23 protein-coding genes are annotated in these 23,584 nt (G+C 68.9%); 10 read left to right on the top strand and 13 right to left on the bottom strand.

Annotation, left to right across the window (positions count from 1 at the left end; genetic code table 11):
- Positions 1 to 65 precede the first annotated feature (65 nt).
- The 7 genes from JYJ93_RS07410 to JYJ93_RS07380 all read right to left on the bottom strand — a co-directional run bounded on the left by JYJ93_RS07410 (position 66) and on the right by JYJ93_RS07380 (position 6,313).
- Positions 66 to 833, bottom strand: a complete 768-nt coding sequence (locus tag JYJ93_RS07410) for a hypothetical protein (RefSeq protein ID WP_242543708.1) — start codon at positions 831 to 833, stop codon at positions 66 to 68.
- 179 nt (positions 834 to 1,012) lie between these two features.
- Entirely contained in the window at positions 1,013 to 1,765 is a 753-nt protein-coding gene (locus tag JYJ93_RS07405) for an ABC transporter ATP-binding protein (protein WP_206787547.1), read from the bottom strand.
- On the bottom strand, positions 1,762 to 2,640 hold the full coding sequence (locus JYJ93_RS07400; RefSeq protein WP_206787546.1) for an ABC transporter ATP-binding protein: 879 nt from the start codon (positions 2,638 to 2,640) through the stop codon (positions 1,762 to 1,764). The genes JYJ93_RS07405 and JYJ93_RS07400 overlap by 4 nt, the downstream gene beginning before the upstream one ends.
- Positions 2,637 to 3,707 (bottom strand): branched-chain amino acid ABC transporter permease, encoded by a 1,071-nt coding sequence (locus JYJ93_RS07395; RefSeq protein WP_206787545.1) that lies wholly within the window; start codon positions 3,705 to 3,707, stop codon positions 2,637 to 2,639. The genes JYJ93_RS07400 and JYJ93_RS07395 overlap by 4 nt, the downstream gene beginning before the upstream one ends.
- Entirely contained in the window at positions 3,707 to 4,627 is a 921-nt protein-coding gene (locus tag JYJ93_RS07390; protein WP_206787544.1) for a branched-chain amino acid ABC transporter permease, read from the bottom strand. Before JYJ93_RS07390 ends, JYJ93_RS07395 begins: the two co-directional genes overlap by 1 nt.
- 21 nt (positions 4,628 to 4,648) lie before the next feature.
- Positions 4,649 to 5,860 (bottom strand): ABC transporter substrate-binding protein, encoded by a 1,212-nt coding sequence (locus JYJ93_RS07385; RefSeq protein ID WP_206787543.1) that lies wholly within the window; start codon positions 5,858 to 5,860, stop codon positions 4,649 to 4,651.
- Between the two features lie 162 nt (positions 5,861 to 6,022).
- Positions 6,023 to 6,313: a hypothetical protein gene (locus tag JYJ93_RS07380; protein ID WP_206787541.1), complete on the bottom strand. Its 291-nt coding sequence runs from the start codon at positions 6,311 to 6,313 to the stop codon at positions 6,023 to 6,025.
- Between the two features lie 361 nt (positions 6,314 to 6,674).
- Here JYJ93_RS07380 and JYJ93_RS07375 point away from each other — a divergent pair, with 361 nt between their 5' ends.
- On the top strand, positions 6,675 to 7,535 hold the full coding sequence (locus JYJ93_RS07375; protein ID WP_242543707.1) for a YsnF/AvaK domain-containing protein: 861 nt from the start codon (positions 6,675 to 6,677) through the stop codon (positions 7,533 to 7,535).
- A 95-nt stretch (positions 7,536 to 7,630) separates the two neighbouring features.
- Here JYJ93_RS07375 and JYJ93_RS07370 read toward each other — a convergent pair whose 3' ends face one another.
- From JYJ93_RS07370 to JYJ93_RS07350, 5 genes are all read right to left on the bottom strand, one after another.
- On the bottom strand, positions 7,631 to 9,064 hold the full coding sequence (locus JYJ93_RS07370; protein ID WP_242544239.1) for a serine/threonine-protein kinase: 1,434 nt from the start codon (positions 9,062 to 9,064) through the stop codon (positions 7,631 to 7,633).
- A 103-nt stretch (positions 9,065 to 9,167) separates the two neighbouring features.
- Positions 9,168 to 9,461, bottom strand: coding sequence for a hypothetical protein (locus JYJ93_RS07365; protein ID WP_242543706.1), 294 nt, complete (start codon positions 9,459 to 9,461; stop codon positions 9,168 to 9,170).
- A gap of 94 nt (positions 9,462 to 9,555) precedes the next feature.
- Positions 9,556 to 11,385, bottom strand: coding sequence for a molecular chaperone DnaK (gene dnaK / locus JYJ93_RS07360; RefSeq protein ID WP_206787537.1), 1,830 nt, complete (start codon positions 11,383 to 11,385; stop codon positions 9,556 to 9,558).
- 2 nt (positions 11,386 to 11,387) lie between these two features.
- Complete coding sequence (gene grpE, locus JYJ93_RS07355) at positions 11,388 to 12,236, bottom strand: nucleotide exchange factor GrpE (RefSeq protein WP_269012824.1); 849 nt, start codon at positions 12,234 to 12,236, stop codon at positions 11,388 to 11,390.
- Between the two features lie 101 nt (positions 12,237 to 12,337).
- The gene (locus JYJ93_RS07350; protein WP_206787533.1) at positions 12,338 to 12,850 is read right to left on the bottom strand and encodes a transcriptional regulator; all 513 of its coding nucleotides are present in this window, start codon (positions 12,848 to 12,850) and stop codon (positions 12,338 to 12,340) included.
- A 244-nt stretch (positions 12,851 to 13,094) separates the two neighbouring features.
- On the opposite strand from JYJ93_RS07350, the gene JYJ93_RS07345 reads away from it, so the two are divergent.
- From JYJ93_RS07345 to JYJ93_RS07325, 5 genes are all read left to right on the top strand, one after another.
- Positions 13,095 to 15,443 carry a lamin tail domain-containing protein gene (locus JYJ93_RS07345; RefSeq protein WP_242543705.1) on the top strand — a complete coding sequence of 783 codons (2,349 nt, stop codon included), beginning with the start codon at positions 13,095 to 13,097 and terminating at the stop codon, positions 15,441 to 15,443.
- A gap of 166 nt (positions 15,444 to 15,609) precedes the next feature.
- A complete protein-coding gene (locus JYJ93_RS07340) occupies positions 15,610 to 15,882 on the top strand; it encodes a hypothetical protein (RefSeq protein WP_269012825.1) in 273 nt (90 codons plus the stop codon).
- Positions 15,879 to 16,445, top strand: a complete 567-nt coding sequence (locus tag JYJ93_RS07335) for a head protein (protein WP_206787531.1) — start codon at positions 15,879 to 15,881, stop codon at positions 16,443 to 16,445. The genes JYJ93_RS07340 and JYJ93_RS07335 overlap by 4 nt, the downstream gene beginning before the upstream one ends.
- A 171-nt stretch (positions 16,446 to 16,616) precedes the next feature.
- Complete coding sequence (locus JYJ93_RS39885; protein WP_242543704.1) at positions 16,617 to 17,123, top strand: hypothetical protein; 507 nt, start codon at positions 16,617 to 16,619, stop codon at positions 17,121 to 17,123.
- Entirely contained in the window at positions 17,120 to 17,689 is a 570-nt protein-coding gene (locus JYJ93_RS07325) for a head protein (RefSeq protein ID WP_206787530.1), read from the top strand. Before JYJ93_RS39885 ends, JYJ93_RS07325 begins: the two co-directional genes overlap by 4 nt.
- Positions 17,690 to 17,706: 17 nt before the next feature.
- Here the strand turns inward: JYJ93_RS07325 and JYJ93_RS07320 are convergent, their stop codons facing one another.
- The gene (locus JYJ93_RS07320) at positions 17,707 to 18,363 is read right to left on the bottom strand and encodes an outer membrane beta-barrel protein (RefSeq protein ID WP_206787529.1); all 657 of its coding nucleotides are present in this window, start codon (positions 18,361 to 18,363) and stop codon (positions 17,707 to 17,709) included.
- Positions 18,364 to 18,566: 203 nt separating this feature from the next.
- On the opposite strand from JYJ93_RS07320, the gene JYJ93_RS07315 reads away from it, so the two are divergent.
- The 4 genes from JYJ93_RS07315 (at position 18,567) to JYJ93_RS07300 (ending at position 23,518) form a co-directional block, all read left to right on the top strand.
- Positions 18,567 to 19,256, top strand: a complete 690-nt coding sequence (locus tag JYJ93_RS07315; RefSeq protein WP_206787528.1) for a hypothetical protein — start codon at positions 18,567 to 18,569, stop codon at positions 19,254 to 19,256.
- 1,109 nt (positions 19,257 to 20,365) lie between these two features.
- Positions 20,366 to 21,292: a DUF2381 family protein gene (locus tag JYJ93_RS07310; RefSeq protein WP_206787527.1), complete on the top strand. Its 927-nt coding sequence runs from the start codon at positions 20,366 to 20,368 to the stop codon at positions 21,290 to 21,292.
- Positions 21,289 to 23,205: a serine/threonine-protein kinase gene (locus JYJ93_RS07305; protein ID WP_206787526.1), complete on the top strand. Its 1,917-nt coding sequence runs from the start codon at positions 21,289 to 21,291 to the stop codon at positions 23,203 to 23,205. Before JYJ93_RS07310 ends, JYJ93_RS07305 begins: the two co-directional genes overlap by 4 nt.
- Before the next feature lie 37 nt (positions 23,206 to 23,242).
- Complete coding sequence (locus JYJ93_RS07300) at positions 23,243 to 23,518, top strand: hypothetical protein (protein WP_206787525.1); 276 nt, start codon at positions 23,243 to 23,245, stop codon at positions 23,516 to 23,518.
- Positions 23,519 to 23,584 lie beyond the last annotated feature (66 nt).

Below are 23,584 nucleotides of genomic sequence, written 5' to 3'. Positions count from 1 at the left end.
AGGTGAACACACCCACCGCGCGACGCCCCCGAGAGTGTTGGGAGCGTCGCGGCGGCGCCTTGCGACTACTTCGCCTTGCGGCGGCGCGGGGCGGCGGTGCCCGCGTCGGTCGTCGTCGTGCCCGCGTCCGCGCCCTCGAGCGTGCCCGCGTCCATGGCCGCGCCAGCGTCCGGCGTCATGGTGGTGATGGCCGGGGGCGGGTTCACCAGCTTCAGCGAGGTGAGGAACGCGTCCGCCGTGGTGTTGGGGTGGTTGGGGTTGTAGATGACCAGCAGCGTGTACAGGCGCGGGCCCACCAGGAAGTTGCGCGCCTTCACCGCGCCGTGGACCGGCGAGCTGACCGTGTAGGCCTTGCCGGGGTAGCCATCCAGGGTGATCTCCTCCTCTTCCTTGAGGGTGCCCTGGACCTCCTTCACGATGCCGTCCCGGCCCTCGTTCAGCAGGGCCTCCGGGGGACGGCTCGCCACCAGCCGCTCCGGGTAGTCCGCGGTGCTGACCGAGTAGATGGTGCCGTCCTCGGTGCGCACGGAGAAGGCCGCGGTGTTCACCGTGCTGGAGCCCAGCGGCACCTGCCGGCGCGACACCTGGGGCTCCATCGGCATGTCGATGGTGAAGCCTTCTGCGGCCTCGTAGGGCTTGAAGGCCGGGGCCGCGGCGGTCTCGGGGCCGCCCGCCGCGCCCGGGGTGGGCTCGTTGGGCACGTCCTCGATGGTGGAGGTCGCCTGGGAGCCACCCGACGAGGAGCCGTCGGTCTTCTGCTGGTTGGCGCACGCGCCGGCGATGAGCGCGAGGGTGGTGAGCGACGCGAGGAGGAGGCGGGACAACGGGCGCATGGGCACGCTTCCTGAGAGGGAAGTGGAAGAAAACAAACGGTCTTGTCGGACGCTAGACGAAGTCCTCCGCCGCTGACTACCCGAGTTTCGACGCGACGCGAGCAACTGCCCGCGCCCCGCCCCCGAAAGCGTCCGGGGGCGGACAACGGCACCGGGGCCGGAAACTCGGCGCGGGAGGGCTATTCGCCCAGGTACGCGCGCCGCACCTCGGCGCTGTCCAGCAGCGCCTTGCCGGGGCCGGCCATCACCACCTCGCCCGTCTCCAGCACGTAGCCGTAGTGGGCGGCGTTGAGGGCCAGGTGCGCGTTCTGCTCCACCAGGAGCACGCTGACGCCGGTGGCGTTCACCTCGCGCAGCGTGCGGAAGATGGTCTCCGTCACCTGCGGCGCCAGGCCCAGGGACGGCTCGTCCAAGAGCAGCAGCCGCGGCTTGCTGAGCAGCGCCCGGGCGATGGCCAGCATCTGCTGCTCACCGCCGGACAGCGTGCCCGCCAACTGCTTCTGACGCTCGCGCAGCACCGGGAACAGGCTGAAGCCCTTGTCCATGTCCAGGCGCACCTGGGCGGTGTCCTTGCGCAGGTACGCGCCCAGCTCCAGGTTCTCCGTCACGGTGAGGTTGGGGAAGATGCCCCGCCCTTCCGGCGCGTGCGCCATGCCGCGCGGCACCAGCTGGTGCGCCTTCAGGCCGGTGGTGTCCTGCCCCGCCAGCGTGATGCGGCCCGCGGACGGCTTGAGCATGCCGCTCACCGCGCGCAGGGTGCTCGTCTTGCCCGCGCCGTTGGCGCCGATGAGGGCCACCATCTCGCCCTTGCCCACCGTCAGGGACACGCCCCGCAGCGCCTGGATGGCGCCGTAGCGGACCTGGATGCCCTCCACCGACAGGAGCGGCTCGAACGCGCGCCGCTCGCCCAGCACCTTCACCGGCTCGCTCACGCCGCGCCTCCGTGGGACTCCAGGTAGCTGTCGCCCAGGTACGCCTCGATGACCTTGCGGTCGCTGCGCACCTCCGCCGGGGCGCCGCGGGCGATGGTCTCGCCGTGGTCCAGCACGGTGATGCGCTCGCAGATGCCCATCACCAGCTTCATGTCGTGCTCGATGACCAGCACCCCCAGCGAGAACTCGTCGCGCAGCCGGCGGATGAGCACCATCAGGTCCGCCTTCTCCCGCGTGTTCATGCCCGCCGCGGGCTCGTCCAACAGCAGCACCCTGGGGCGCGTGCCCAGCGCGCGGGCGATCTCCAGCCGGCGCTGCTCGCCGTAGGGCAGGTTCCTCGCCTCTTCGTCGCGGCGGTGCGACAGGCCCATGACCTCCAGCAGGTGCTCCGCCTGGCGCGTCAGCTCGCGCTCCTCGGCCTGGAAGCCGGGGGTGAGCAGGAGCGCGCGCCACCAGTCGCGGTAGTTGCGCATCGCCGTGGCCGCCTTGGCCATGGGGCCCAGGCGCACCGGGTGCAGCCCGCCTTGAGCGCGGCAGGCCACCTTCACGTTGTCCAGCGCGGTCAGGGCGCGGAACAGGCGGATGTTCTGGAACGTGCGCGCCAGGCCCAGGTGGTTGATTTGATGCGGCACCCAGCCGTTCACCCGCTGCCCGGCCACGCGCACCTCGCCCTCGGTGGGCTGGTACACGCCGGTGAGCACGTTGAACGCGGTGGACTTGCCCGCGCCGTTGGGGCCAATGAGGCCCAACAGGTCGCCCTGGCGCACGGTGAGGTTGAAGTCCGTGAGGGCCTTGAGGCCCCCGAAGCGGATGCTCACGCCGGACGCCTGCAGCAGCGCGTCGCCAGGAGGAGGAGCGGCGGCAACGGTGCTCATGTCAGCCCCTTCTTCTTCCGGGGAAGCCACCGGGGCAGCACGTCCCAGAGCTCCTTCGTGCCGAACAGGCCCTGCGGCCGAGAGAGCATCAGCACCACCAGAAGGATGCCGTACACGGGCATGCGGATCTGATCCACCTTCTGCGCCAGGCTGCCCTCCGCGCCCAGCGCGCCGAACAGCGAGCGCAGGCCTTCGGGCAGCAGCGTGAGGAAGATGGCCGCGACGATGGCGCCCGTGGTGGAGCCCAGGCCGCCCAGCACCACCATGACGACGATCTCCATGGACTTCACGAAGGTGAACGAGCCCGGGTTGATGATGGGCACGAAGTGCGCGAACAGGCCGCCCGCGATGCCCGCGAAGAACGACGAGATGACGAACGCGCGGACCTTGTAGCCGGTGGTGTCCACGCCCATGGCCTCGGCGGCGACCTCGTCCTCGCGGATGGCCCACAGGCTGCGGCCGTGGCTGGAGCCCGCGATTCTCCGGGCCACCAGCACCACCAGGAAGACCCAGAAGTACACCATGGCCACGCTGGAGTACTGCGGGATGCCGGACAGGCCCAGCGCGCGGCCGAAGGCCTCCGTGTTCTGCACCACCACGCGGATGATTTCACCGAAGCCCAGCGTCACGATGGCCAGGTAGTCCCCGCGCAGCCGCAGGGACGGCAGGCCCACCAGGAAGCCGCACAGCGCCGCGCAGGTGCCGCCCGCGAGCAGCGCCACGGTGAAGAGCACCTGGTCGCTGGCGGCCACGGGCAGGAAGGACAGCGCCACCTCCTTGAGTTCCAGCGACGTGACGCCCGCGATGTACGCGCCCACCGCCATGAAGCCCGCGTGGCCAATGGAGAACTGGCCGGTCATGCCGTTCACGATGTTGAGGCTCACCGCGAGGATGATGTTCACCCCCACCACGGACAAGAGGTACGTGGCGAAGGGCGAGGTGCCCAGCAGCACCTCCGCCAGCGCCAGCACCGGCACCGCGATGAGCACGGGCAGGATGCCGCGCAGCGCCGGGGGCACGCGGCCCACGTCCACGTCGGTCAGCGTCGTTACGCCAGGGGCCGCCATCAGACCTTCTCCGCCGCGACGCGGCCGAACAGACCGCCCGGCTTCACCAGCAGCACCAGGATGAGGAAGGCGAAGGCCACCGCGTCACGCCAGGTGCTGGCCGCGTAGCCCACGACGAACTCCTCCACCAGGCCCAGGAGCAGCGCGCCCACGACGGCGCCCGGCACGTTGCCGATGCCGCCGATGACCGCCGCCACGAAGGCCTTGAGGCCCACGTACAGGCCCATGAGCGGGCTCACGGACGTGTCCTTGATGGCGTAGAGCAGGCCCGCGCCCGCCGCCAGCGCGCTGGAGAGCATGAACGTCAGCGCGATGATGCGGTCGGTGGGGATGCCCATCAGCGCCGCGGTGCGGTGGTCGTAGGACACCGCGCGCATCGCCTTACCGAAGCGCGTCAGGTACACGAGGAACTGGAGCGCGGCCATCAGCCCCACGGCGATGAGGAAGCTGATGACCTGCCAGTTCCAGATGACCACGTCCCGGTCGCCAATGATGAACCACTCGCTGGGGGTGATGACCTCCGGGAAGGCCCGGGGGGACGCGCCCGGCAGGAAGCCGATGTCCAACTGGAAGCCGTACGACAGCGCGAACGAGATGCCGATGGCGGTGATGAGCGCGGTGAGGCGCGGCTTCTCCCGCAGCGGGCGGTAGGCGAAGCGCTCGATGAGGAAGCCGAGCAGCGCGCACCCCACCATGGCCACCGCGAAGATGACGATCACGCCCCACATGGACCGCTGCGCCTGACGCCCGAGGGCGAAGGCGGTCGCATAGCCCATGTAGACGCCGACCATCATCACGTCGCCGTGGGCGAAGTTGATGAGCTTGAGGACGCCGTACACCATCGTGTAGCCCAGCGCGACCAGGGCGTAGATGGTGCCGGCGGCCAGACCGTTGATGAGGTGCTGGATGAGCTGCGACATGTGCCGGGGTGGGCCCTGGGGTTAAGGCGAGATGGTGGTGACGTAGGTGGACTTGCCGTCCTGGACCTTCAGCACCACGGCGGACTTCACCGCGTTGCGCTTGGCGTCCAGCGTGATGTTGCCCGCCACGCCGGGGAAGTCCTTCGTCTGCGCGATGGCCGCGCGCAGCGCCGGGCCGCTGGTGTCCGGGGCCTTCTTGAGCGCTTCAATGGCGACGCGCGCGGCGTCGTAGCCCAGCGCCGCGAGCGCGTCCGGCACCGCGCCGTTGTTGTCCGCCTTGTAGTCCGCGATGAACTTCTTCACGCGCTCGTCCGGGTTGTCCGGCGAGTAGTGGTTGGAGAAGTAGCTGCCTTCAATGGCGCTGCCGCCCAGCTCGAAGAGCTTCTCGGAGTCCCAGCCGTCGCCGCCCATCAGCGGCACCTTCAGGCCCAGCTCGCGCGCCTGGCGGGCGATGATGCCCACCTCGCTGTAGTAGCCCGGCACGTAGATGCCCTCCGGCTGCGTCTTCTTGATGGCGGTCAGCTGCGCGCGGTAGTCCGTGTCGCCCTGGCTGTAGCTCTCCGTGGCCGTAATCTTGCCGCCCAGCTCCGCGAACTTCTGGCGGAACACCTCCGTGAGGCCAATGGAGTAGGCGCTCTTGTTGTCCTGGAGCACCGCGACCTTGTTGAGCTTGAGGTTCTCCCGCGCGAACTTCGCCATCACGAAGCCCTGGAACGGGTCGATGAAGCAGACGCGGAAGATGTTGTCGCCCTTCTCCGTCACGGAGGGGTTGGTGGACGACGGGGTGATCATGGGCACGCCGGCCGCCTGGGCCTTCTCCGCCATGGCCAGGGAGCTGGAGGACGCCACCTCGCCCAGGATGAGCGCCACCTTGTCCTGGGTGATGAGGCGGGTGACGGCCTGCGCGGCCTCCTCCGGCTTGCTCTGGTCGTCGTACACGCGCACGACCAGCTTCTTGCCCTTCACGCCGCCGGCCGCGTTGGCTTCCTTCACCGCCAGCGCGATGCCGTTGCGGGTGGAGATGCCGAACGTCGCCTGGCCGCCCGTCAGCGCGCCCACTTCGCCCAGCACGATGACGTCGTCTCCGGCCGGGGGCGCACCGCCGCCCTGCGCGGTGGCCGGGGCCTGCGCCGCGGGGGCGCCTCCCGCCTCTCCCGTGGGCTGCGTCTTCTTCTCGCAGGCGGCCGCCAGGACGGCGAGCGCTGCGAGGAGCATCGGGGCAAGTCGTCGCATGCGGGGGCTTCCTCCGGGGGAGATGACGGGCAAAGCCCCGGTTTTCTAGGGGAGCCCTCCCCATGGGTCAAGCGCACAGCTTGGCTCCGGAGTCCCGCCAACACCCCGGAACATCGCTGTCGCGTCTCCCCCGCCCCGACCCTGAGTGCGCGCCCTGCCCGCTCAGGGCTCCAGCCAGAAGTGCTCCCGGCCCGACGGTCCCCGGCGGATCCTCGGCGGGGGCTGGGGCTCGGTCTCCTGAGTCCCGCCGTCCTCCCAGGGAGCCATGTCCTCGTGCGTCAGCGCCCCCCCGGCGGAGGGAGGGTCCCCGGCGTCCGTCAGCGCGTCAGCCGGCCAGGAGACGGGCTCCGGAAGCGCTGCTCCCGCGCGACGTCGCAAGAGCCGCCCCGCCACCAGCAGTCCCACCGCGCCGGCCATCCACCCGAGTCCCCGGCCAGGTCTCGTGGCTCGCATCGAAAGACTCCTTGTCGCGCGGGCCGGATCCTCCAGGCACGCGCCCTCACAGTGAGGTGTGGGGACGCGCGCGGCCAGCGTGAAGCCCGGGGGTGCCGCTCCTGCATGCCTGCCCTCCGGACAGGGAGCGGGGAGGCGTGGGGCGCGGCGTTGAAAGCGGCGTGCGGCGTGCCGAGCCCCTGGAGCATCCAGCACCAGGGGTTTTCTTGGGCGTCATTGAACCCACTTTTCCGGTGATGGCCGTGGCGGACATCTCAGCGTCCACTTCCTCCCAGGAAACCCACTCCAGCGCGCTGGACGGTCTCCGAGTTCCGCTTGCGGCCACACCCGACCCGACGTGAAGGCACAAGGAGCCAAGTCCATGATGATCAAGCGCAACGACATCAAGGAAGGGATGACCGTCCGCAGCAGTGACGGCGAGAAGCTGGGCAAGGTGTTCGCCGTGAGCGAGGGCGAGTTCCACATCGAGAAGGGGATGTTCTTCCCGAAGGACTACCTGGTCCGCTACGCGGAGGTGAGCGACATCCGCAACGGGGAGATCTTCCTCAACCACGGCCGCGAAGCCCTGCGAGGGCTGTCCGACTCCGGCGCCGTGGGCGCGACGGCGGCGACGGCCACCGGCGGCACCGTGGGCGGCATTGGCGCGGGGCTGAAGACGGGCACCACGAAGGTGACGGAGGTCCCCCGGACCGGCGCGGAGAAGGTCGGCTTCAAGGACCGGGAGCTGCGGGAGCGCGACCTGCGTACGGACATGCGAGCCGCCGAGCGCATCGCGAACGAGGACGTCACGCTGCGCACGCACCATGAGGAGCTGGGCGTCACCAAGCACCAGCGCTCCGCGGGCGAGGCGCAGGTTCGGAAGATCGTCGTCGAGGAGATGAAGACGGTGGAAGTGCCCCTGCGCCACGAGGAGGTGGAGGTGGTGCGCCGCGCGGTGAAGGACAAGGACACCATTCCCGGCGACGTGGCGACCTTCCAGGAGGAGACCATCCGCATCCCCCTGAGCGCGGAGGAGGCGGAGCTGACCAAGCGCGCGTACACGGACGAGGAGATCACCATCCACAAGCGCCCCATCGAGGAGCGCCGCAACATGGAGGGCCGCGTCCGCCACGAGGAGCTGGAGGACGTGAAGGTGGTGCGCACCGAGCCCTCCGTGGACGAGGAGAAGCGCCGCGCCGGCTACCGCGCGGACGCGGACATCGATCCGCTCAAGCGCTCGTAGCGCCGCCGGACAGACCATCGAAGTCCTTGTGCTCCGCCCCCGCATGCCGCGCCTTCACGCGCGCGGTGTGCGGGGGAGGCGGCACCTCGTCGTTGTCAGCGCGGAGCGCGGGTGGGCGGCGTCGCGCGGGTGGGGGACTCCCGCTGGTGGTTCACGGCGGTCTCCAGCCGCTGCGAGTCGCGCAGCCGCTCCGGGAAGAGCCGTCCCGCCAGCGCCGCCAGCGCCGTATCGCGCGCGGGGGGGCTCGCGGCCACCAGCCGGTCCGCCATGGCGTGCGCTGTGGGGAAACGGGCCGAGGGGTCCTTGGACAGCGCCACCGACAGCACGTTCCACAGCACCGCGGGCACCTCCGCGGGCTTCGTCAGCTTCTCCTGGCAGATGGCCTTCATGGTGTCCAACTCGTCCTCGCGCTCGAAGGCGCGCCGCCCCGTGAGGGCCTGGTAGAGGACGAGCCCCATGGCGAACAGGTCGCTTCGCGCATCCAGCTTCTGGCCCAGCGCCTGCTCCGGGGACATGTAGAGCGGCTTGCCCTTCACGATGCCCGGCAGCGTCACCGTGCGCTGCGCGCGCACCTTGGCCACGCCGAAGTCCAGCACCTTCACCTGGCCGTCGAAGCCCACCATCACGTTGTGGGGGGACAGGTCGCGGTGCACCAGCTCCATGGGCGCGCCGTCCTCCCCCTTGAGCGAGTGCGCGGCGTGCAGCCCCAGCAGCGCCTGCGACACGATGGCGGACGCCACCGGCGGCTCCAGCGGCCCTTTGTTGGCGCGCAGGAGCCGGTCCAGGTCGATGCCGTTCACCAGCTCCATGGCCATGTAGTACGCGCCCTGCGCCTCGCCGAAGTCGTAGACGTGCACCAGGTTGGGGTGCGACAGCCGCAGGCCGATGCGCGCCTCGTCCAGGAACTGCTGCACCATCTCCGGCTGCGCCGTCAGGTGGGGGAGGATGCGCTTGAGCGCCACCAGCCGCCCCAGCCCCTCCGGCCCGTGCGTGCGCGCGATGAGCACCTGCGCCATGCCACCCGTGCCCAGGGGCTTCACGACCTCATAGCGGCCAATGCGACCGCGGTTGACGGGCGTGCCCTCCACGTCCAGTTCGTCCAGCCGCTCCAGCGGGCCCCGGCCATCCGTCAGCGCCAGGAAGGACAGCACCGCGGAGTCCAGCTGTTCGCCAATCGCCTCCACCAGCCCCATCACCCGCTGGCCGCCGTCCGCGAAGTCCCCGTCCACCACCAGGCCCAGCCCGCCCAGGTTCAGCTTCCCCAGGGTGAGCTGCTGGCAGAAGAGCATCCGGCCTTCACGCAGCTTCCGGGGGCCGCTCCAGTGGGCCGCCTGGAAGACGTCCACGCCCAGCTCGCCCAGCACGCGCGTCAGCACGGGCCCTCGCGTGCCCCGGAGCGACACGAAGCCCGCCTTCGCGTGCACCATGCGGGCGCACTGCGTGAGGAACACATCCAGGCCGGTGTCGAGGTCCAGCCCCCGCTCCAGGCAGTCCTCGAGGATGTCGTCGGCCATCCGGTTCACGGCCATCAGGCCGCGCAGGAAGGCCAGCTCTTCTTCCGGGGATTGGAACGCCACGCGTCCATCAATACCCGAAAACCCGGCGGGGATGGAGCGCCCACCGGGTGGGACGTCAGACGCGCTCGCGCTCCACGCGGGCCACGGTGGACAGGCGCTCCGGCAGCTCCGCCGACGCACGGGTCACCGGGTGCTCCAGCAGGCCGTGGCGGTCCAGCATGTGCTCCAGGTGCGCCACGCGCGCGCGCAGCCCTTCCAGCTCTCCGGCGGGCCGGGCCTGGACCTCGCGCACGCGCAGCCAGGTCTCGATGACGGGCTTGAGGGCGAAGCGCAGCGTGAGGCCGAGCAGGGGAATACCGACGGTCATGCCGGTGACCATGATGATCATCACGGCTTCGGTCAGTTGCATGGGGGAGGCTCCGGGGAGAAGAGAGGTGGACCCCGGGCCTACGAACGGGGGGACCGGGCGATTGCGCCGCCCGGCCCGCGCCCGGGGTTGGGCATCAGCCGGACTTGGCCTGGTCCGTGTAGATGGCGTCCGCGATGCGGTACGCGCTGCCCTCCAGCCGCTGGAAGGCCTCCTTCAGGGCGCCCGCGTCGGAGGTGTTGAGCACGGAGCGCAGGCGCTCCAGGTCCGCCTGGATTTCGCCGCGGTCCTTCTCCGACAGGAGGTTGGCGTACTCCTCCAGGCTCTTCTCCGTGGTGTAGATGAGCCCGTCCGCGTTGTTTCGCAGCTCCGCCAGCTCCTTCTTCTTCTTGTCGTCCGCGGAGTGCGACTGGGCGTCGTTGATCATCGCCTGGATTTCGGCCTCGGACAGGCCGGAGTTGCCCACCACGCGCACCTGCTGCTGCTTGCCGGTGCCCAGGTCGCGCGCGCTCACGTGCACGATGCCGTTCGCGTCGATGTCGAAGGACACTTCAATCTGCGGCACGCCACGCGGCGCGGGCGGGATGCCGACCAGCTCGAAGCGCGCCAGCGTCTTGTTGTCCGCCGCCATCTCGCGCTCGCCCTGCAGGACGTGCACGGACACGAGCGGCTGGTTGTCCACCGCGGTGGAGAACACCTGGCCCTTCTTGCAGGGGATGGTGGTGTTCTTGTCGATGATCTTCGTGAAGACGCCGCCCGCGGTCTCCACGCCCAGGGACAGCGGCGTGACGTCCAGGAGGAGGACGTCCTTCACCTCGCCCTTGAGCACGCCGCCCTGGATGGCGGCGCCCACGGCGACGACCTCATCCGGGTTGATGCCCTTGTGGGGCTCCTTGCCGAAGAACTCCTTCACCTTCTGCTGCACGCGCGGCATGCGCGTCATGCCGCCCACCAGGAGGACCTGGTTGATGGCCTGCGCGGTGATGCCCGCGTCCTTGAGCGCGATGCGGCACGGCTCGATGGAGCGGTCGATGAGGTCCGCGACCAGGGCCTCGAAGGTGGACCGGTCCACGGTCTCCGTGAGGTGCTTGGGGCCGGACGCGTCCGCGGTGATGAACGGGAGGTTGACCTCCGTCTCCGGCGCGCTGGACAGCTCGTGCTTGGCGCGCTCCGCCGCTTCCTTCAGGCGCTGGAGCGCCATGCGGTCCTTGCGCAGGTCCAGCCCGTTGTTCTGCTCCGCGAAGCGCTTGGCCAGGTAGTCGATGAGGCGCTGGTCGAAGTCCTCGCCGCCCAGGAACGTGTCGCCGTTGGTGCTCTTCACTTCGAACACGCCGGCGGTGAGCTCCAGGATGGAGATATCGAACGTGCCGCCGCCCAGGTCGTAGACGGCCACGCGCTCCGTGGCGGCGTCCTTCACCTTGTCCAGGCCGTACGCGAGCGCGGCGGCCGTGGGCTCGTTGATGATGCGCAGCACGCTCAAGCCCGCGATGCGGCCCGCGTCCTTCGTGGCCTGGCGCTGGCTGTCGTTGAAGTACGCGGGGACGGTGATGACGGCCTCGGTGACGGGCTCGCCGAGGTAGTCCTCCGCCGTCTGCTTCATCTTCATCAGCACGATGGCGCTGACTTCCGGTGGGCTGTAGCCCTTGCCGCGAATCTCCACCCACGCGTCGCCGTTGGGGCTGGAGGCCACCTTGAAGGAGGAGACGCCAATGGCCTTCTTCGCCTCCGGCGAGTCGAACTTGCGGCCGATGAGGCGCTTGGCCGCGAAGACCGTGTTCTCCGGGTTGGTGATGGCCTGCCGCTTGGCAATCTGGCCCACCAGGCGTTCACCGGAGTCGGTGAAGCCCACCATGGAGGGCGTGGTGCGGCTGCCTTCGCTGTTGGGGATGACCACCGGCTCGCCGCCTTCCATCACGGCGACGCAGGAGTTGGTGGTGCCCAGGTCGATTCCAATCACCTTCGCCATGACTACTGACTCCCCCCGGAGGAACTGTCGGACGGCGCGGAAGTCTGGGGCTCCGCGCTGCTTTCTTCAGAGGCCTTCGGTGCTTCCGTGCCAGCCGCGGCGGCTTCCGGCGCCGCGGCGGCGACTTCCGGCGCGCGGGCGACGACGACCATGGCGGGACGCACCAGGCGGTCGTTGAGATAGAAGCCGCGCGTCACCTCAAAGAGCACGTGGCCCGCCGGCACTTCCGCGGACTCCACCTGCTGGATGGCTTCGTGCAGGCGCGGGTCGAAGGGCTGCCCCTTGGCGGAGAAGCCCTTCACGCCATGACGGGCGAGCGAGTCCTCGAAGGACTTGCGCGTCATGGCCACGCCCTTCTGGAAGCTGTCGAAGTCGGGGGACTTGCTGGCGGCGTCGAGCGCGCGGTCCATGTTGTCCACGACGGGGAGCAGGTCCTTGAGGAGCTTCTCCACGCCGAACTTCTGGACGTCCTCCTTCTCCTTCTGCGCGCGCTTCCGGTAGTTCTCCAGGTCCGCGGCGGAGCGGATGGCCCGGTCCTGGAAGTCCTTGGCGCGCTCGTGCGCCTCCTTCAGGCGCTCCAGCGTCTCGCGGGCCTTGGTCTGGCTGAAGTCCAGCTGCGCGCGCAGCGACTCCACCTCCTGGCGGAGCGCGGCCGCGTCCTCGGTGGGGGGAGCGACTTCGGGGGTGGCGGCGTCCGCTTCGGCGGCCGGGGCGGAGACGTCCAGCTCCACCTCCGTGCCCGCGCTGTCCGCGTCTCCGTCCATCCGACGCTCGACGCTGCGAACCGCCTCGTCGATCACGTCCTGCCCGATGTCCGTCTGGATGCTGTCCTTGTCATTGGTACCCGACACGGCGCGCACTATCTCACGCGACGCGGAGCGATCCAACAGGACCCGGGGCGGTCGCGCATGCCCGGCGTGCGGGCAGGCGCGACTTCATACGCAGCGGAACTTCACGTCCCGGGCGCGGGTTTCTTGCGTCCCAAGGTTTTCTTGGAAGCTGATTTCTTCGGGGCCCGGGCGCCCTTGGCGGCGGCGGGAGCGCTCGCGGTCTTCTTGCGCCCGATGGACTTGTTGCCGCCCTTGGACGCGCCGGCGCTCTTGGCGCGGGGCGGGCGGCTGGGGGCGGCCTCCTCGTCCGGGGCGGCCTTGGCGGCCCTGGCTTCGGCGGCGGGCGGAGGGGTGGAGGCAGCACCGGGGGTGGAGCCGGGCTTGAAGGCCTCCTCGACGGAGGTCTCCACGCGGCGCACGGCGGTCTCAATCTTCTCCGCGGCGGTCTTGGTGGTGGCGGCGGCCCAGGTGCGCAGTTGCACGAGGCCTTCCTTCACCTTGGCCTGCTTCTCCGGGTCCTTCACTTCCTTGAGGAGGCGCTCGGCCTCGCCGCGGAGGTCGTCCGTGGTGCGCTTGAGGTCCTCGCCGGTGCGCTTGAGGAAGTCCATCAACTGCCTGTCCCACTTCTCGGCCATGACGCGTCTCCTCCGTCGTCTGCTCCACCCATCCAACTGCACGTATCGACCGTGCGCAAAGCCTTCCGCGTTGTCCGTATAGGACGGCGGAGCGCGCCATCGATTGCCGTGTGGCAGTGCGTCAGGGGCTCCGCCGGGGTGCAAGCCGCAGGGCTCGCGACAGTCGGATGGCGGACACGTTAAGGTGCGTGCCCTCTTCCGGGAAGGCCGCGTTGGGGCGGGCCCGGTGCTGGAGCGTTCCGCTATGTCGTCCCGGTCCTTCCGAGCGCTGTCATCGCTCGTCGTGTTCACGTCCCTGTTCGCGCTGGTGGCCTGCGGCTCCAATGAACCGGGCCCCTCCGAGGGGCCGGTGTTGCCCCAGGTGACGCTGCAGGCGGCCACGGTGGGCGCGGCCTACGAGAAGGTGCTGACGGCGACGGGCGGCACGCCGCCGCTCACGTATTCGGTGGACCAGGTGCCGCCGGGCTTCTCCTTCTATGGAGACAGCGGGCGGCTGGTGGGGCCCGCGACGACGGCCGGCGAGTGGGCGATGACGGTGGTGGTGCGCGACGCGAAGGGCGCCCAGCACACGCGGGGCTATGCGTTGCGCGTGTGGCCCGCGCCGGTCATCACCACGACGCCGTCGCGGCTGCCGAACGCGCCCGAGGGCAGCCCCTACACCTTCACCTTCACCGCCACGGGCGGGGCGCCGCCGCTGACCTGGACCCAGGTGGGCGGGGCGATTCCGGACGGCCTGGAGGTGACGGAGGACGGGGTGCTGACGGGCACGCCGTTTGGCCCGGCGCTGTATGAGTTCACGCTGCGGGTGGAGGACGCCAACGGCGCCCACGCGGAGGCGGTCATCCAGGTGCCCGTGCCCACGTCGGGCGGGGAGCTGCCCGACGGCGGCCCGGTGACGGACGGCGGGACGAAGCCGGACGGCGGGACGAAGCCGGATGGCGGCACGGATGGCGGGACGCAGCCGACGACGGTGCCGCTGAAGGTGGGCAACTGGAACATCGAATGGTTCGGCTCCACGGCCGAGGGCCCCACGGACGAGGCGCTGCAGCTGTCCAACGCGACGGCGGTCATCGCGGACGCGGGGCCGGACGTGCTGGGCGTGGCGGAGATCGTCGACGTGAACGCGTTCAACTCGCTGAAGGCGAATCTCAATGGCTACAGCGGGCTGCTCGCCAGCGGTTACCCCTACGGCTCCGCGGACCAGAAGGTGGGGCTGCTCTACAAGACGAGTTCGGTGGAGCTGGTGAGCTCCAACGTCGTGCTGACGGAGTGCGCGCTGGACTTCGCGTACCGGCCGCCGTTGCGCGTGGACCTGAAGGTGCTCCGGGGCTCCTCACCGGTGGACCTGACGGTGATGGTGCTGCACATGAAGGCATACGCGGACTCGAATTCGTACGCGCGGCGCCAGGGCGCGGCGTCGTGCCTCAAGGACTACCTGGACACCTACCTGCCGACGCAGAACGTGATGGTGCTGGGCGACTGGAACGACGACGTGGACGCGTCCATCTACACGCCCTACGAGTCGCCGTACCTGAACCTGGTGAACGACGCCGCGCGCTACAAGTTCCTCACCCAGCCGCTGTCGGAGTCCGGGCAGCGCTCGACGGTGAGCAACAGCCAGTTCATCGACCATCAGTTGGTGACGAACGAGCTGGCGGCGTACCACGTGGCGAACTCCACGAAGGTGCTCAAGCCGAGCATCGTCAGCTACAAGGACACCACGTCGGACCACTACCCCATCTTCAGCGAGTTCAACTTCGGCTCGGCGGCGCAGTCCGCCAGCGTGAGGGTCACGGCGCCCAACGGCGGTGAGACGCTGAACGCGGGCCAGACGTTCAACATCACCTGGACGTCCAGCAACGTGTCGCAGGTGAACATCACGTACACGCTGGACGGGACGGTGTGGCGCGCGGTGGCGTCGAACGTGACGGCGTCCACCGGCCGCTACGCGTGGACGGTGCCGAGCGAGTCCTCCACGGCCGTGAAGGTGCGCGTGGCGGACGCGTCGCGCGCGGACGTGGCGGACGCGAGCGACGGGGTGTTCACGCTGACGCGGCCGACGCAGCAGGTGTTCATCAACGAGTACTTGCCGCAGCCCAACCCGCCGGCCTCGGGTGGGACGACTCCGGACTACGACCAGCAGTTCGTGGAGATCTACAACGCGGGTCCGGGGTCGGTGGATCTGAGCGGCTGGAAGATCCACGACGCGAAGTCGTACTCGGGCGTGGACCCGGCGCGGCACACGTTCGTGTCGGGCACGGTGCTGCCGGCGGGCAAGGCGTACGTGGTGTACTCGGGGGCGACCGCGCTGCCGAACGGGGCGCAGTACGCGACGTACTCCAACGGCGGCTCGGGGCTGCGGTTCGACCGGGGCGTGAACCAGCAGGGCGCGGGCGACATCGTGTACCTGGTGCGCGCGGACGGGACGGTGCAGGACAGCCACTCGTACCAGTCCTCCGCCATCAACGTGTACCCGGGCTATTCGTTCAACCGGACCCCGGACCTGAGCGCCACGGGGACCTGGGGCCTGGGGTACGACCTGTACTATTTCACCGCGACCCCGGGCCGGAAGGCGAACAACACCGCGTTCTGAAGCGGTTCGCGGTGACATGACTTCCACCGGGGGTTCTGCTTGGGTGGGAGCATGCACGTCTGGATTCACATGGGCAGGAGCGTCACGACCGTGGCGCTCTGCCTGTGATTTCGCCAGTTACCTGAAGGCTCCCGAGGGCCGGCGCATCGTACGGACCGCGCGCTCCGTGCGGGACTGCGATGCGGAGAACGTCGAGTGCATCCAGGACTGCATCGATCTCGAGAAGCTCAGGCCCCAGGAGCTTTCCTCTCTGGATGCGATCTCCGAATGGGCCCGGCGCAACCAACGCGCCATCCTGGTAGGGAGTGTGGTGGTCATCGCAGGGGTCGCGTTCGTCGTCGTCTCAGCGGGTGCGGGGCTCATCGTGCTCGCCCCTGCATTGCTTCTCACGACGTCATCCGAGGCCCCGGCACAGCGCCTGGTGGAGAGCGCACCATGATGCACTTCTTCGACAAGCTGGAGGTGCTGGGACGGCACTACGCGGAGAGCACCTCCGAGAAGGAGAAGCAGGCCTTCCTCTTCGCGATGGATGCCATCTACTTCATCATGGGCACCGGGCAGGACACCGAGTTTGAAGCATATGTTCGAAGCCAGGAGTCCTCCGCGCCTCCGTTGGTCATCGCCCGGTTCATGACCCGACAGGAGGCGGAAGCCGCCATGAACGCGCGCAAGCCCCCAATCGATTCGGCACGCGTGCTGATTGGAGACGACTACTACTCCGCCATGTTCGTTCCAGCCACGGGGCGAACGCATCTGGTCTTCATGCCCCCCATCCTGGAGCATTACCTCCAGGAAATGGCGGACCAGCAGCGCCAGCCTTCGGGCCTGTCCTTCGCCACGAAGCAGGAGGCGGAGGCGTGGATGAACCAGCAGCCCACGCCGCCCCAGCAGGTGGTCATCGACATCGCGGGGGCGCCGTATCTGGCCGCCTACCACCACCGCATCGACTACCGCGTCCTCTATCCCCTGCCCGCCCCCACGCCTCCGTCGCAGGAGACGTGAGGGCATCAATGACATGACTTCCCTCCGGGGTTCTGCTTGGGTGGAAGGATGCATGTCTGGATTCACCTGGGCAGGAGCGTCACGACTGTGGCGCTCTGCCTGTGGCTCGCGGCCTGTGGTGGGACACGTGCGGCGGTGGTATCGCCCTCACGAGAGGAGCTTCCCCGGCGGGTGCTGCTCCTGCGGGAGGCGCCGGATGGGAGCTTCACCCAGGAGTGGCGACCGGCGGAGGACTTCGACCTTACTCCCTACGTGAAGCCCCCCGAGGGCCGGCGCATCGTACGGACCGCGCGCTCCGTGCGGGACTGCGATGCGGAGAACGTCGAGTGCATCCAGCAGTGTATGAGGACTCCCCTGCCTCGTGGCTATGGCCATGTCCGCCTCCCGCGAGGCTCGGGCGGAAAGAATGACCACTGCGTCAATCAGTGCGATCCGGCCTACAGGGATTGCCTCGAACTGGAGAAGCTTCGTCCCCAGGAAATGTCCTCCACGGAGGCACTGTCGGACTGGGCGAGCCGCCACCGCGAATCCCTGCTCGTGGGCAGCGTGATCATCATCGCGGGGGTCGCCTTTGTCGTTGTCTCCGCAGGCGTGGGGATGCTCGTCCTGGCCCCGGCGTTACTCATGACGGCCCACGACAGCGCATCTGTTCTCCCTCTTGCGGAGACGCGCCCATGACCAAGCCCTTCGACCTGATGGATGTGCTCGGGCGGGTCCTACTCGACGATGCTCCGAAAACTCCTGGAAGCGAGGAGGCCATCCGCACCGCGGCGGCTGCCCTCCAGTTCCTCGACGCGACAGGGCAGGTCGCCGATTTCGAGGACTACGTCCGGAACCTCGAAGCCTACGCGCCGCCTCTTGCCATTGCCCGGTTCGACACCCGGCAGGATGCCGATGCCTGGCTGATGGCCCAGAAACGTCCGCCGCTGTTTGCCTCCATCCTGGTGGCGGATGAGTACTTCTCCGTCTTCTTCAATCCCACGAGCGGGTGGAGGGGACTGGGTCGTCAGCCTCGCCTTGAATTCTATCTCCAGGAAATGGCGGACCAGCGGCGCCAGCCTTCGGGCCTGTCCTTCGCCACGAAGCAGGAGGCGGAGGCGTGGATGAACCAGCAGCCCACGCCGCCCCAGCAGGTGGTCATCGACATCGCGGGGGCGCCGTATCTGGCCGCCTACCACCACCGCATCGACTACCGCGTCCTCTATCCCCTGCCCGCCCCCACGCCTCCATCGCAGGAGACGTGAGGACGGCGAGGCGGTGATTACAGCCGGAACTGCACGCGCACGCCCGGCTGGATCCAGACGTGGATCTGCTTCTCGTCGTCGGAGAGGTCGTTGCTGACTTCGGCCGCGTTGCCCAAGCGGATGGCGCCCTTGTTGTACTGCCCCACGGACGCGGAGATGTAGGGCCCCACCGCGATGGAGCGGGTGAGCTGGAGGTCCACGCCGAAGTGGGCGTGGCCCAGGTCATAACCCTCGAGCTTGAACCAGGAGTTCCCCGCCCCTTCGCCCGCTTCCAGCGAGCCGATCTCATAGCCCACGCCCACGCCCACCCACGGCGAGACGAAGCCGTCCGGCCGGAAGTGGTAGTCCAGGTCGATGCCGAAGCGCAGGACCTTGCTCTTGCAGTCCGCGCCGTCCGAGCACACGTCACCGGGACCGGAGCCGAAGCCGTACTGGAAGTAGGCGCCCAGCGAGAGCCGCCGGTTGAAGAAGTAGGAGACGTCCACCTGCGGCGCCAGGGTGCTGCCGAACGTGTCCTTCAGCGAGAGGTCCGTGCCGGAGTCGCCCACCGGAATGCCAAAGGCGCCGCGCACGCCCAGCGCGAGCCCGGAGTTCGAGGGTTCCTGCGCCGCCGCCGGCAACGCTCCCAGGCAGGTGGTCAGCGCCAGCGATGCGATGATGTGTCGAGCAGTCATGTCGTCCAGGGTGAAGGGGCCGTCGTCCGACGGCGGTGGTTGAGTGTTGGCGGCGCCACGCATTGCAAGCCCACGGCCAGGGCCTCTCCATGCGGGGGCACGGATTCCGCCGCGTGGGAATGGCCCCCGAGCACGACAGGAATGTCAGTCTTTCGTTTCAGGTCATGGCGGGCTCGCGCCGTGCCAGAGTCCTGGAGCGAGCCATGTCCTCACTCCCGACCGAAGACTCCGACATCATCCGCTGGCTGCGTGCCGAGCGCGAAGCCCGTGGGCTGGCCCGCATCGAGCTGTCCGCTTCGTTGAAGCATCAAGGGGAGCTCCTGGATGTTACGCTGATCTTCACGGCGCCGGACGGAGCGCTGACGTTCGGTTCGCTGCCGGAGGCGCGGCGCGCCCAGGTGCAGGGACTGATGCGGCGGCATCACGCGTCGGCGCCCGGGCTGGGGGACATCGCGCTGTCCATCGTCTGCGACGCGCACGCGGCGCCGCGCATCCGGATGACGGACTCGGCCACGCGGGAGCATGACGCGAAGGAGCAGGCCCGCGCGGAGGCCCACTTCGATTCGCGGAAGTACGGGCGCGCGCTGGCGCAGCGGGTGGCGGAGTTGCTGGACGCGGGAGCGGACCTGTCCATCACCGTCGACCCCCGCGAGGGCGTGTCCCGCGCGCTGTGGCGGTCCGGGGATGGCACGTACGCGCAGGGCTTCCGGTACATCCAGGGGGACTCGCGGGCCCTACGGACCTTCGCGTCGCGGGACGAGTTCAGCCGCTGGCTGGCGGAGCAGAGCGACGAGTCCCTGGCGAAGGAGGACTTCCCGGATGACCCGCGCATGTGGGGCGTGGCGACGTTCAACCGCGAGTTCTTCGCGCGGAAGACGGGCCGGCGGTCGTAGCGAAGCTTTCCATGAAGCTGTCATGGCTTGTGCCTCTGATGTCACTGGCCTGTGCGAGTTCACCGCCTCCGAACACCACGGCACCTGGTGCTCCGATTGCACAAGGTCCCTGGGCCGAGGTTCCCGCAATGGCGTTGCCCGCTGGCGATTCCGCGATTCCCATCGGGTTTCTTCGCGATGTGGCGGACGCACTGCTCAAGAGACCTGGAGCGAATGTGTGCGACCCGGCGAGGAAGGTTCCCATCAAGGGACTTTCCACGGAGTACTGCGCCACGGTGTACGTCGCAGGTCCGCCGGATTCCATGTCATGGAGGGTGACGGAGCCCATCCAGGGCGACCACGAGACATGCAATCCATACTTCGCCGTGAAGGACGCGGACCATCCCGCGGCCCGCGTCTGGGTGGTCGGGTACATCCACAATCACCCCTGCGCGGCCGCCCCATCCTCCTGAGTGAACGTCACCATGCGCAAGGCACTCCTGCTCTCAGGGCTCATCGCGTTGACTGGCGGATGCGCTCGGCACAAGCCGTCATGGACGGGGGAGGTGCAGTGGCCGGATGAACGTTCCTCGGCCTCCGTCCTCCCCTTCACCGAAGCGGGTGCCGCAGTGGCCGCGGCAGGAGCGCTGCGGGAAGTGGTCCGAACCCATCCCCATCCGCGGCTCTTCCATGGCTGCGCGAGCCCGGAGCAGGGACTCGATGTCGCCGTATTCACCGGGCCAACCGCCGGCCTGTACTACGTCGCCGTGGAACAGCGATTCAGCCGGTGTGGTGGTCCGAATGGCCGGGTCCTCGACTGGTGGCAGGTCTACGCGGTCACCCCCCAAGGCGAGGTGGTAGCGAAAGCGCCACGCACACCCGACGCCCCTCTGGAAGTTCGGCCCGACACAGCAGAGGTCCCTGCTCCGCCCACTGAGGAGCAGACTCCGCCGCCCCTTCGCGAAGCTCCCCCAGCCGAAAATACGAAGGCCGAGTAGTGCTTTCCCTACGCAATCCTTGAGGTAGGCTGGGTTTTCCTTGCCCAGCCGCTGCAGCCAAAGGCCTCCCAGGCCCGTGCATTCCCATGCGTGTCACCCCTATCTGTTAGGTTTGAAGGATGGAGGTGACCCATGATGTCGCTGCCCACTTCGGTCATTCCCCTGGTGCTGACGGTCCTGTTGGGCACCACGGCGGTGGCGCAGTCCCACACTCCGGAAGTCCGGGAGCGCAAGGCCCGGCAGCTCACGCTGCGCGCGGAGGAGCCGCCGGTGCTGCATCCGCTGCATGTCGCGGCGCATGAAGTCACCACCGTCACCTTCGATGCGCCCATCGTTCCGGAGTCCGTGGACCGGAGGGTGCTCGCGCCCTTCTTTTCCCGCGTGGCGGTGCATGAGGACGTGCTTGTCCTCAAGGCGTCCATGGATGTCCCCGCGGGCAAGGAGCCCGTGCTCACCGTGCGCTTCGCCGGGACCGGCGCGCCGGCCCAGGTGGGCTTCGTGCTCACAACCGTGGCGGCGGAGGTGGATTCACAGGTGGAGGTGTTCCGGCAGGGACGCACCGCGCAGGAGTTGGGGAAGGAGCTCGCGGACCTGCGGGCCCGGTGCGTCGCCACCGAGGCGGGGCTGGCGACGCTGCGTGCGCAGTGCGCACTGCGTGGACTGGGCGGCGCGGTGTTGATGGGGGATGTCACCCCTGGCGGCGTCGCGGTGGCTTACCTCCGGGATCCGTCCGTGAGCCCGGGGATGCTCGCCAAACGCCCTCATGTGCTCTACCGCACGGAAAGCACCCGTGCCCTGTCGACGTTGCTGATCAACACCGTGGGGAGCGCCCCCTGGATACCGGGGTTCGCGCGGATGACACCACGCGGGTCCAATGCACCGCCGGCCCGTGAGTTCCCCCTGCTCATGCAGGTGAATCAGCTGGCGCCTGGGGAGCAGGCCACCGTGGTGGTGGAATGGCGCGCGCTTCCGGACCTGCCTGCTGGCACGCACTTCACCTTGGAGTTGCTGGACTCGAAGGGTGAACGCGGCGTCCGCTGGGAAGAGGTGGCGCCATGAGCCCGCACGAGGCACCGCCCGGCGAACAGCATCATGCCTCCACCCAGCCCGGCAAGAAGGCCCACGGCCCTGCCCGACCTTCCTTGCTGCTGATGGTGGATGCGCTTCCACCGGGGACGCTTATCGGTCCCTGGCGCGTCCTCCGTCGGGTGGCATCAGGCGGGTACGGCACGGTCTACGTCGTTCAGGCGAACCACCGGCCTCGCGGCAGGCGATACGCCCTGAAGCTGGCGCGACAGCCCGACAGCCCCTGGTTCTCACGCGAAGCGGAGGTGCTGTCCCGCCTGCGGCATTTGGGAGTGCCTCGCCTCAGGGAGGACGGGGCATGGCGGTCAGGGTCCGGAAACTACCCTTTCCTGGTGATGGAGCACGTAGAGGGTGAGTCGCTCTATGAATGGGCCCGCGCTCGCAACCCCACGGCCCACGAGGTGAGCGCATTGTTCATCCAGGCCGCGGAGGTCCTGGCCTTCGCGCACCGGCACGGTGTCCTGCACCGCGACGTCAAAGGCGACAACCTCCGCGTCCAGCCCGGTGGACGGCTCACCCTTCTGGACTGGGGAGCGGGCTGGCATCCCGAAGCGAAGCCCCTGACCGGAACGGGCCAGCTTCCGCCTGGCACGGCTCACTACTTGAGTCCCCAGCTCCACCGCTGGCGGATGGCGGCTCCGTCACAGGAGTGTCCTCGCTATGGCGAGGCGGATGAGCTGTACGCCCTGGGCGTCACCTTCCATCGATTGATGACCGACAGCTATCCGGCGCTCCTGCTGGAAGGTGAAGGGCCTGGACACGCATGGCCCAACCCCCGGGTGCCGGAGGCGCTGGCCTCACTCGTCACCCGCCTGCTCGCGTTCGCGCCCGAAGCACGGCCTCCGAGCGCCTCCGCTCTGGCCTCCGAACTGCACCAGGTCCTGGCCCATACGGATACCACCTGGGACCTGCCCCTGTTCGACTGGGCCACACCTCCCTCGGATTCCTCATGTACGACGCAGGAGGCGCCCGGGATGGTGGGGCCGGTGGCACCGGGTCAGGAGGTGCCGCTCCAGCACGCACGCCTTCAGCGTCTGGACCGGATTCAACGCCTCCGCGAAGCACGCGAGCTGCGGCGCCGGTCTCCGCGTCATGTCGCTTGGGCGGAAGCCAAGGCCATCCTGGCCGCGAGCACGGTGCGCCGCCAACGGACGTGGCGGACCCTGTGGCGTCAGGGTGCCGTGGGATTCGCATGCGTGCTGTTCATGGTCTGGGTGGGCTGGAGCCTGGGACTCTTTTCAAGGTCCGACATCGATGCGCCAGTTCGCCCTTCCCCGCCTTCCGTGGCGCGGGCGCCTGGGCCCGACCAAGCTGCCGCGTCCGGAGCGGCCCCTCCTTCCCCTGCGCCGCTCCCGCCGGAGAAGGACCTCATGAGCATTCCCTTGAAGCAGGACCCACCTGTCCGCGGACGTTCACTGCCACGCGGCTGCACGTTGGCTGTCGGTGCGGCGACAACCCTCATTGCCTGCGCGGGTGCACAGGTGGTGCCCAAACCCCAGCGATGCCCCACGGAGGCGCTGGAGGCGATGAAAGCGCTGAAGCTGCGGCGGGATGCGAAGGCAGCCATCACGGTCGACATCCGTTATCCCGACCGCCTGGATGCCATGCTCATGCTCTCCGTGCATGACGGCGACATCGTCAGCGTCCTGGAGGAGAAGCACGGCGGGCTTCCGAAGGGGACCCTGCTCTACGGACGACTGTGGACAGGGGGAGAACGGGTCATGGGCCGCTACACGCGAGCGGAGACGCCGGATGGCCACACCTACCCGGTCTGCCTCGTCCTGGGGAACGACGATGGCTTCTGGCCACTGGAGACGGGCTCCAAGCCCGGCGCCGCGCTCCTTCCTCGGACCGCGGGCTACACGGTGGTGGACGCGTTCCCATAGCGGCCATGCGTCGTGCGCCTGCGGTAAGACCCGGGGGATGAGCCACATCCTGGCGAACGAAGCGCTCCGCTCCGTCGTGCTCTACCAACCCAAGCCCACCGAAGCCTGGCGCTACGCCGTCTACACCCAGGAAGGCGTCACGGATGGGAGGCTGTTCGACAGCACCCCATCCACTTCTTTCGAGGAGGCCCGGGCCCGGATGGAGCAGACGTTGGTGGAGCTCTTCGGCCGCCCCTCCACGCTCCGCTGGAAGGAGCCCTCTCCAGGGTGGTGGACGGGTGAAGCGCTGGACACGCCCACCGGCCCAGCATGAGTGGAACTCCCACACGCCCGGATTCGCAACCATCCCTGGGCCGGGGCTCAATAAAACGCGCGCCGT

It is taken from the genome of Corallococcus sp. NCSPR001, assembly GCF_017309135.1.
In the GTDB taxonomy this organism is placed as follows: domain Bacteria; phylum Myxococcota; class Myxococcia; order Myxococcales; family Myxococcaceae; genus Corallococcus.
The sequence above is the reverse complement of the archived record's forward strand: the minus strand, read 5'-3'. Positions and strand labels throughout refer to the sequence as shown.

What these genes read in the sequence shown, in the direction of transcription:
- JYJ93_RS07410 (WP_242543708.1), bottom strand. Translation starts at nt 833, where the DNA reads ATGCGCCCGTTGTCCCGCCTCCTCCTCGCGTCGCTCACCACCCTCGCG.
- JYJ93_RS07400 (WP_206787546.1), bottom strand. Translation starts at nt 2,640, where the DNA reads ATGAGCACCGTTGCCGCCGCTCCTCCTCCTGGCGACGCGCTGCTGCAG.
- JYJ93_RS07395 (WP_206787545.1), bottom strand. Translation starts at nt 3,707, where the DNA reads ATGGCGGCCCCTGGCGTAACGACGCTGACCGACGTGGACGTGGGCCGC.
- JYJ93_RS07390 (WP_206787544.1), bottom strand. Translation starts at nt 4,627, where the DNA reads ATGTCGCAGCTCATCCAGCACCTCATCAACGGTCTGGCCGCCGGCACC.
- JYJ93_RS07385 (WP_206787543.1), bottom strand. Translation starts at nt 5,860, where the DNA reads ATGCGACGACTTGCCCCGATGCTCCTCGCAGCGCTCGCCGTCCTGGCG.
- JYJ93_RS07380 (WP_206787541.1), bottom strand. Translation starts at nt 6,313, where the DNA reads ATGCGAGCCACGAGACCTGGCCGGGGACTCGGGTGGATGGCCGGCGCG.
- JYJ93_RS07375 (WP_242543707.1), top strand. Translation starts at nt 6,675, where the DNA reads ATGATGATCAAGCGCAACGACATCAAGGAAGGGATGACCGTCCGCAGC.
- JYJ93_RS07370 (WP_242544239.1), bottom strand. Translation starts at nt 9,064, where the DNA reads ATGGCCGTGAACCGGATGGCCGACGACATCCTCGAGGACTGCCTGGAG.
- JYJ93_RS07365 (WP_242543706.1), bottom strand. Translation starts at nt 9,461, where the DNA reads ATGCAACTGACCGAAGCCGTGATGATCATCATGGTCACCGGCATGACC.
- dnaK (WP_206787537.1), bottom strand. Translation starts at nt 11,385, where the DNA reads ATGGCGAAGGTGATTGGAATCGACCTGGGCACCACCAACTCCTGCGTC.
- JYJ93_RS07350 (WP_206787533.1), bottom strand. Translation starts at nt 12,850, where the DNA reads ATGGCCGAGAAGTGGGACAGGCAGTTGATGGACTTCCTCAAGCGCACC.
- JYJ93_RS07345 (WP_242543705.1), top strand. Translation starts at nt 13,095, where the DNA reads ATGTCGTCCCGGTCCTTCCGAGCGCTGTCATCGCTCGTCGTGTTCACG.
- JYJ93_RS07335 (WP_206787531.1), top strand. Translation starts at nt 15,879, where the DNA reads ATGATGCACTTCTTCGACAAGCTGGAGGTGCTGGGACGGCACTACGCG.
- JYJ93_RS07325 (WP_206787530.1), top strand. Translation starts at nt 17,120, where the DNA reads ATGACCAAGCCCTTCGACCTGATGGATGTGCTCGGGCGGGTCCTACTC.
- JYJ93_RS07320 (WP_206787529.1), bottom strand. Translation starts at nt 18,363, where the DNA reads ATGACTGCTCGACACATCATCGCATCGCTGGCGCTGACCACCTGCCTG.
- JYJ93_RS07315 (WP_206787528.1), top strand. Translation starts at nt 18,567, where the DNA reads ATGTCCTCACTCCCGACCGAAGACTCCGACATCATCCGCTGGCTGCGT.
- JYJ93_RS07310 (WP_206787527.1), top strand. Translation starts at nt 20,366, where the DNA reads ATGATGTCGCTGCCCACTTCGGTCATTCCCCTGGTGCTGACGGTCCTG.
- JYJ93_RS07305 (WP_206787526.1), top strand. Translation starts at nt 21,289, where the DNA reads ATGAGCCCGCACGAGGCACCGCCCGGCGAACAGCATCATGCCTCCACC.
- JYJ93_RS07300 (WP_206787525.1), top strand. Translation starts at nt 23,243, where the DNA reads ATGAGCCACATCCTGGCGAACGAAGCGCTCCGCTCCGTCGTGCTCTAC.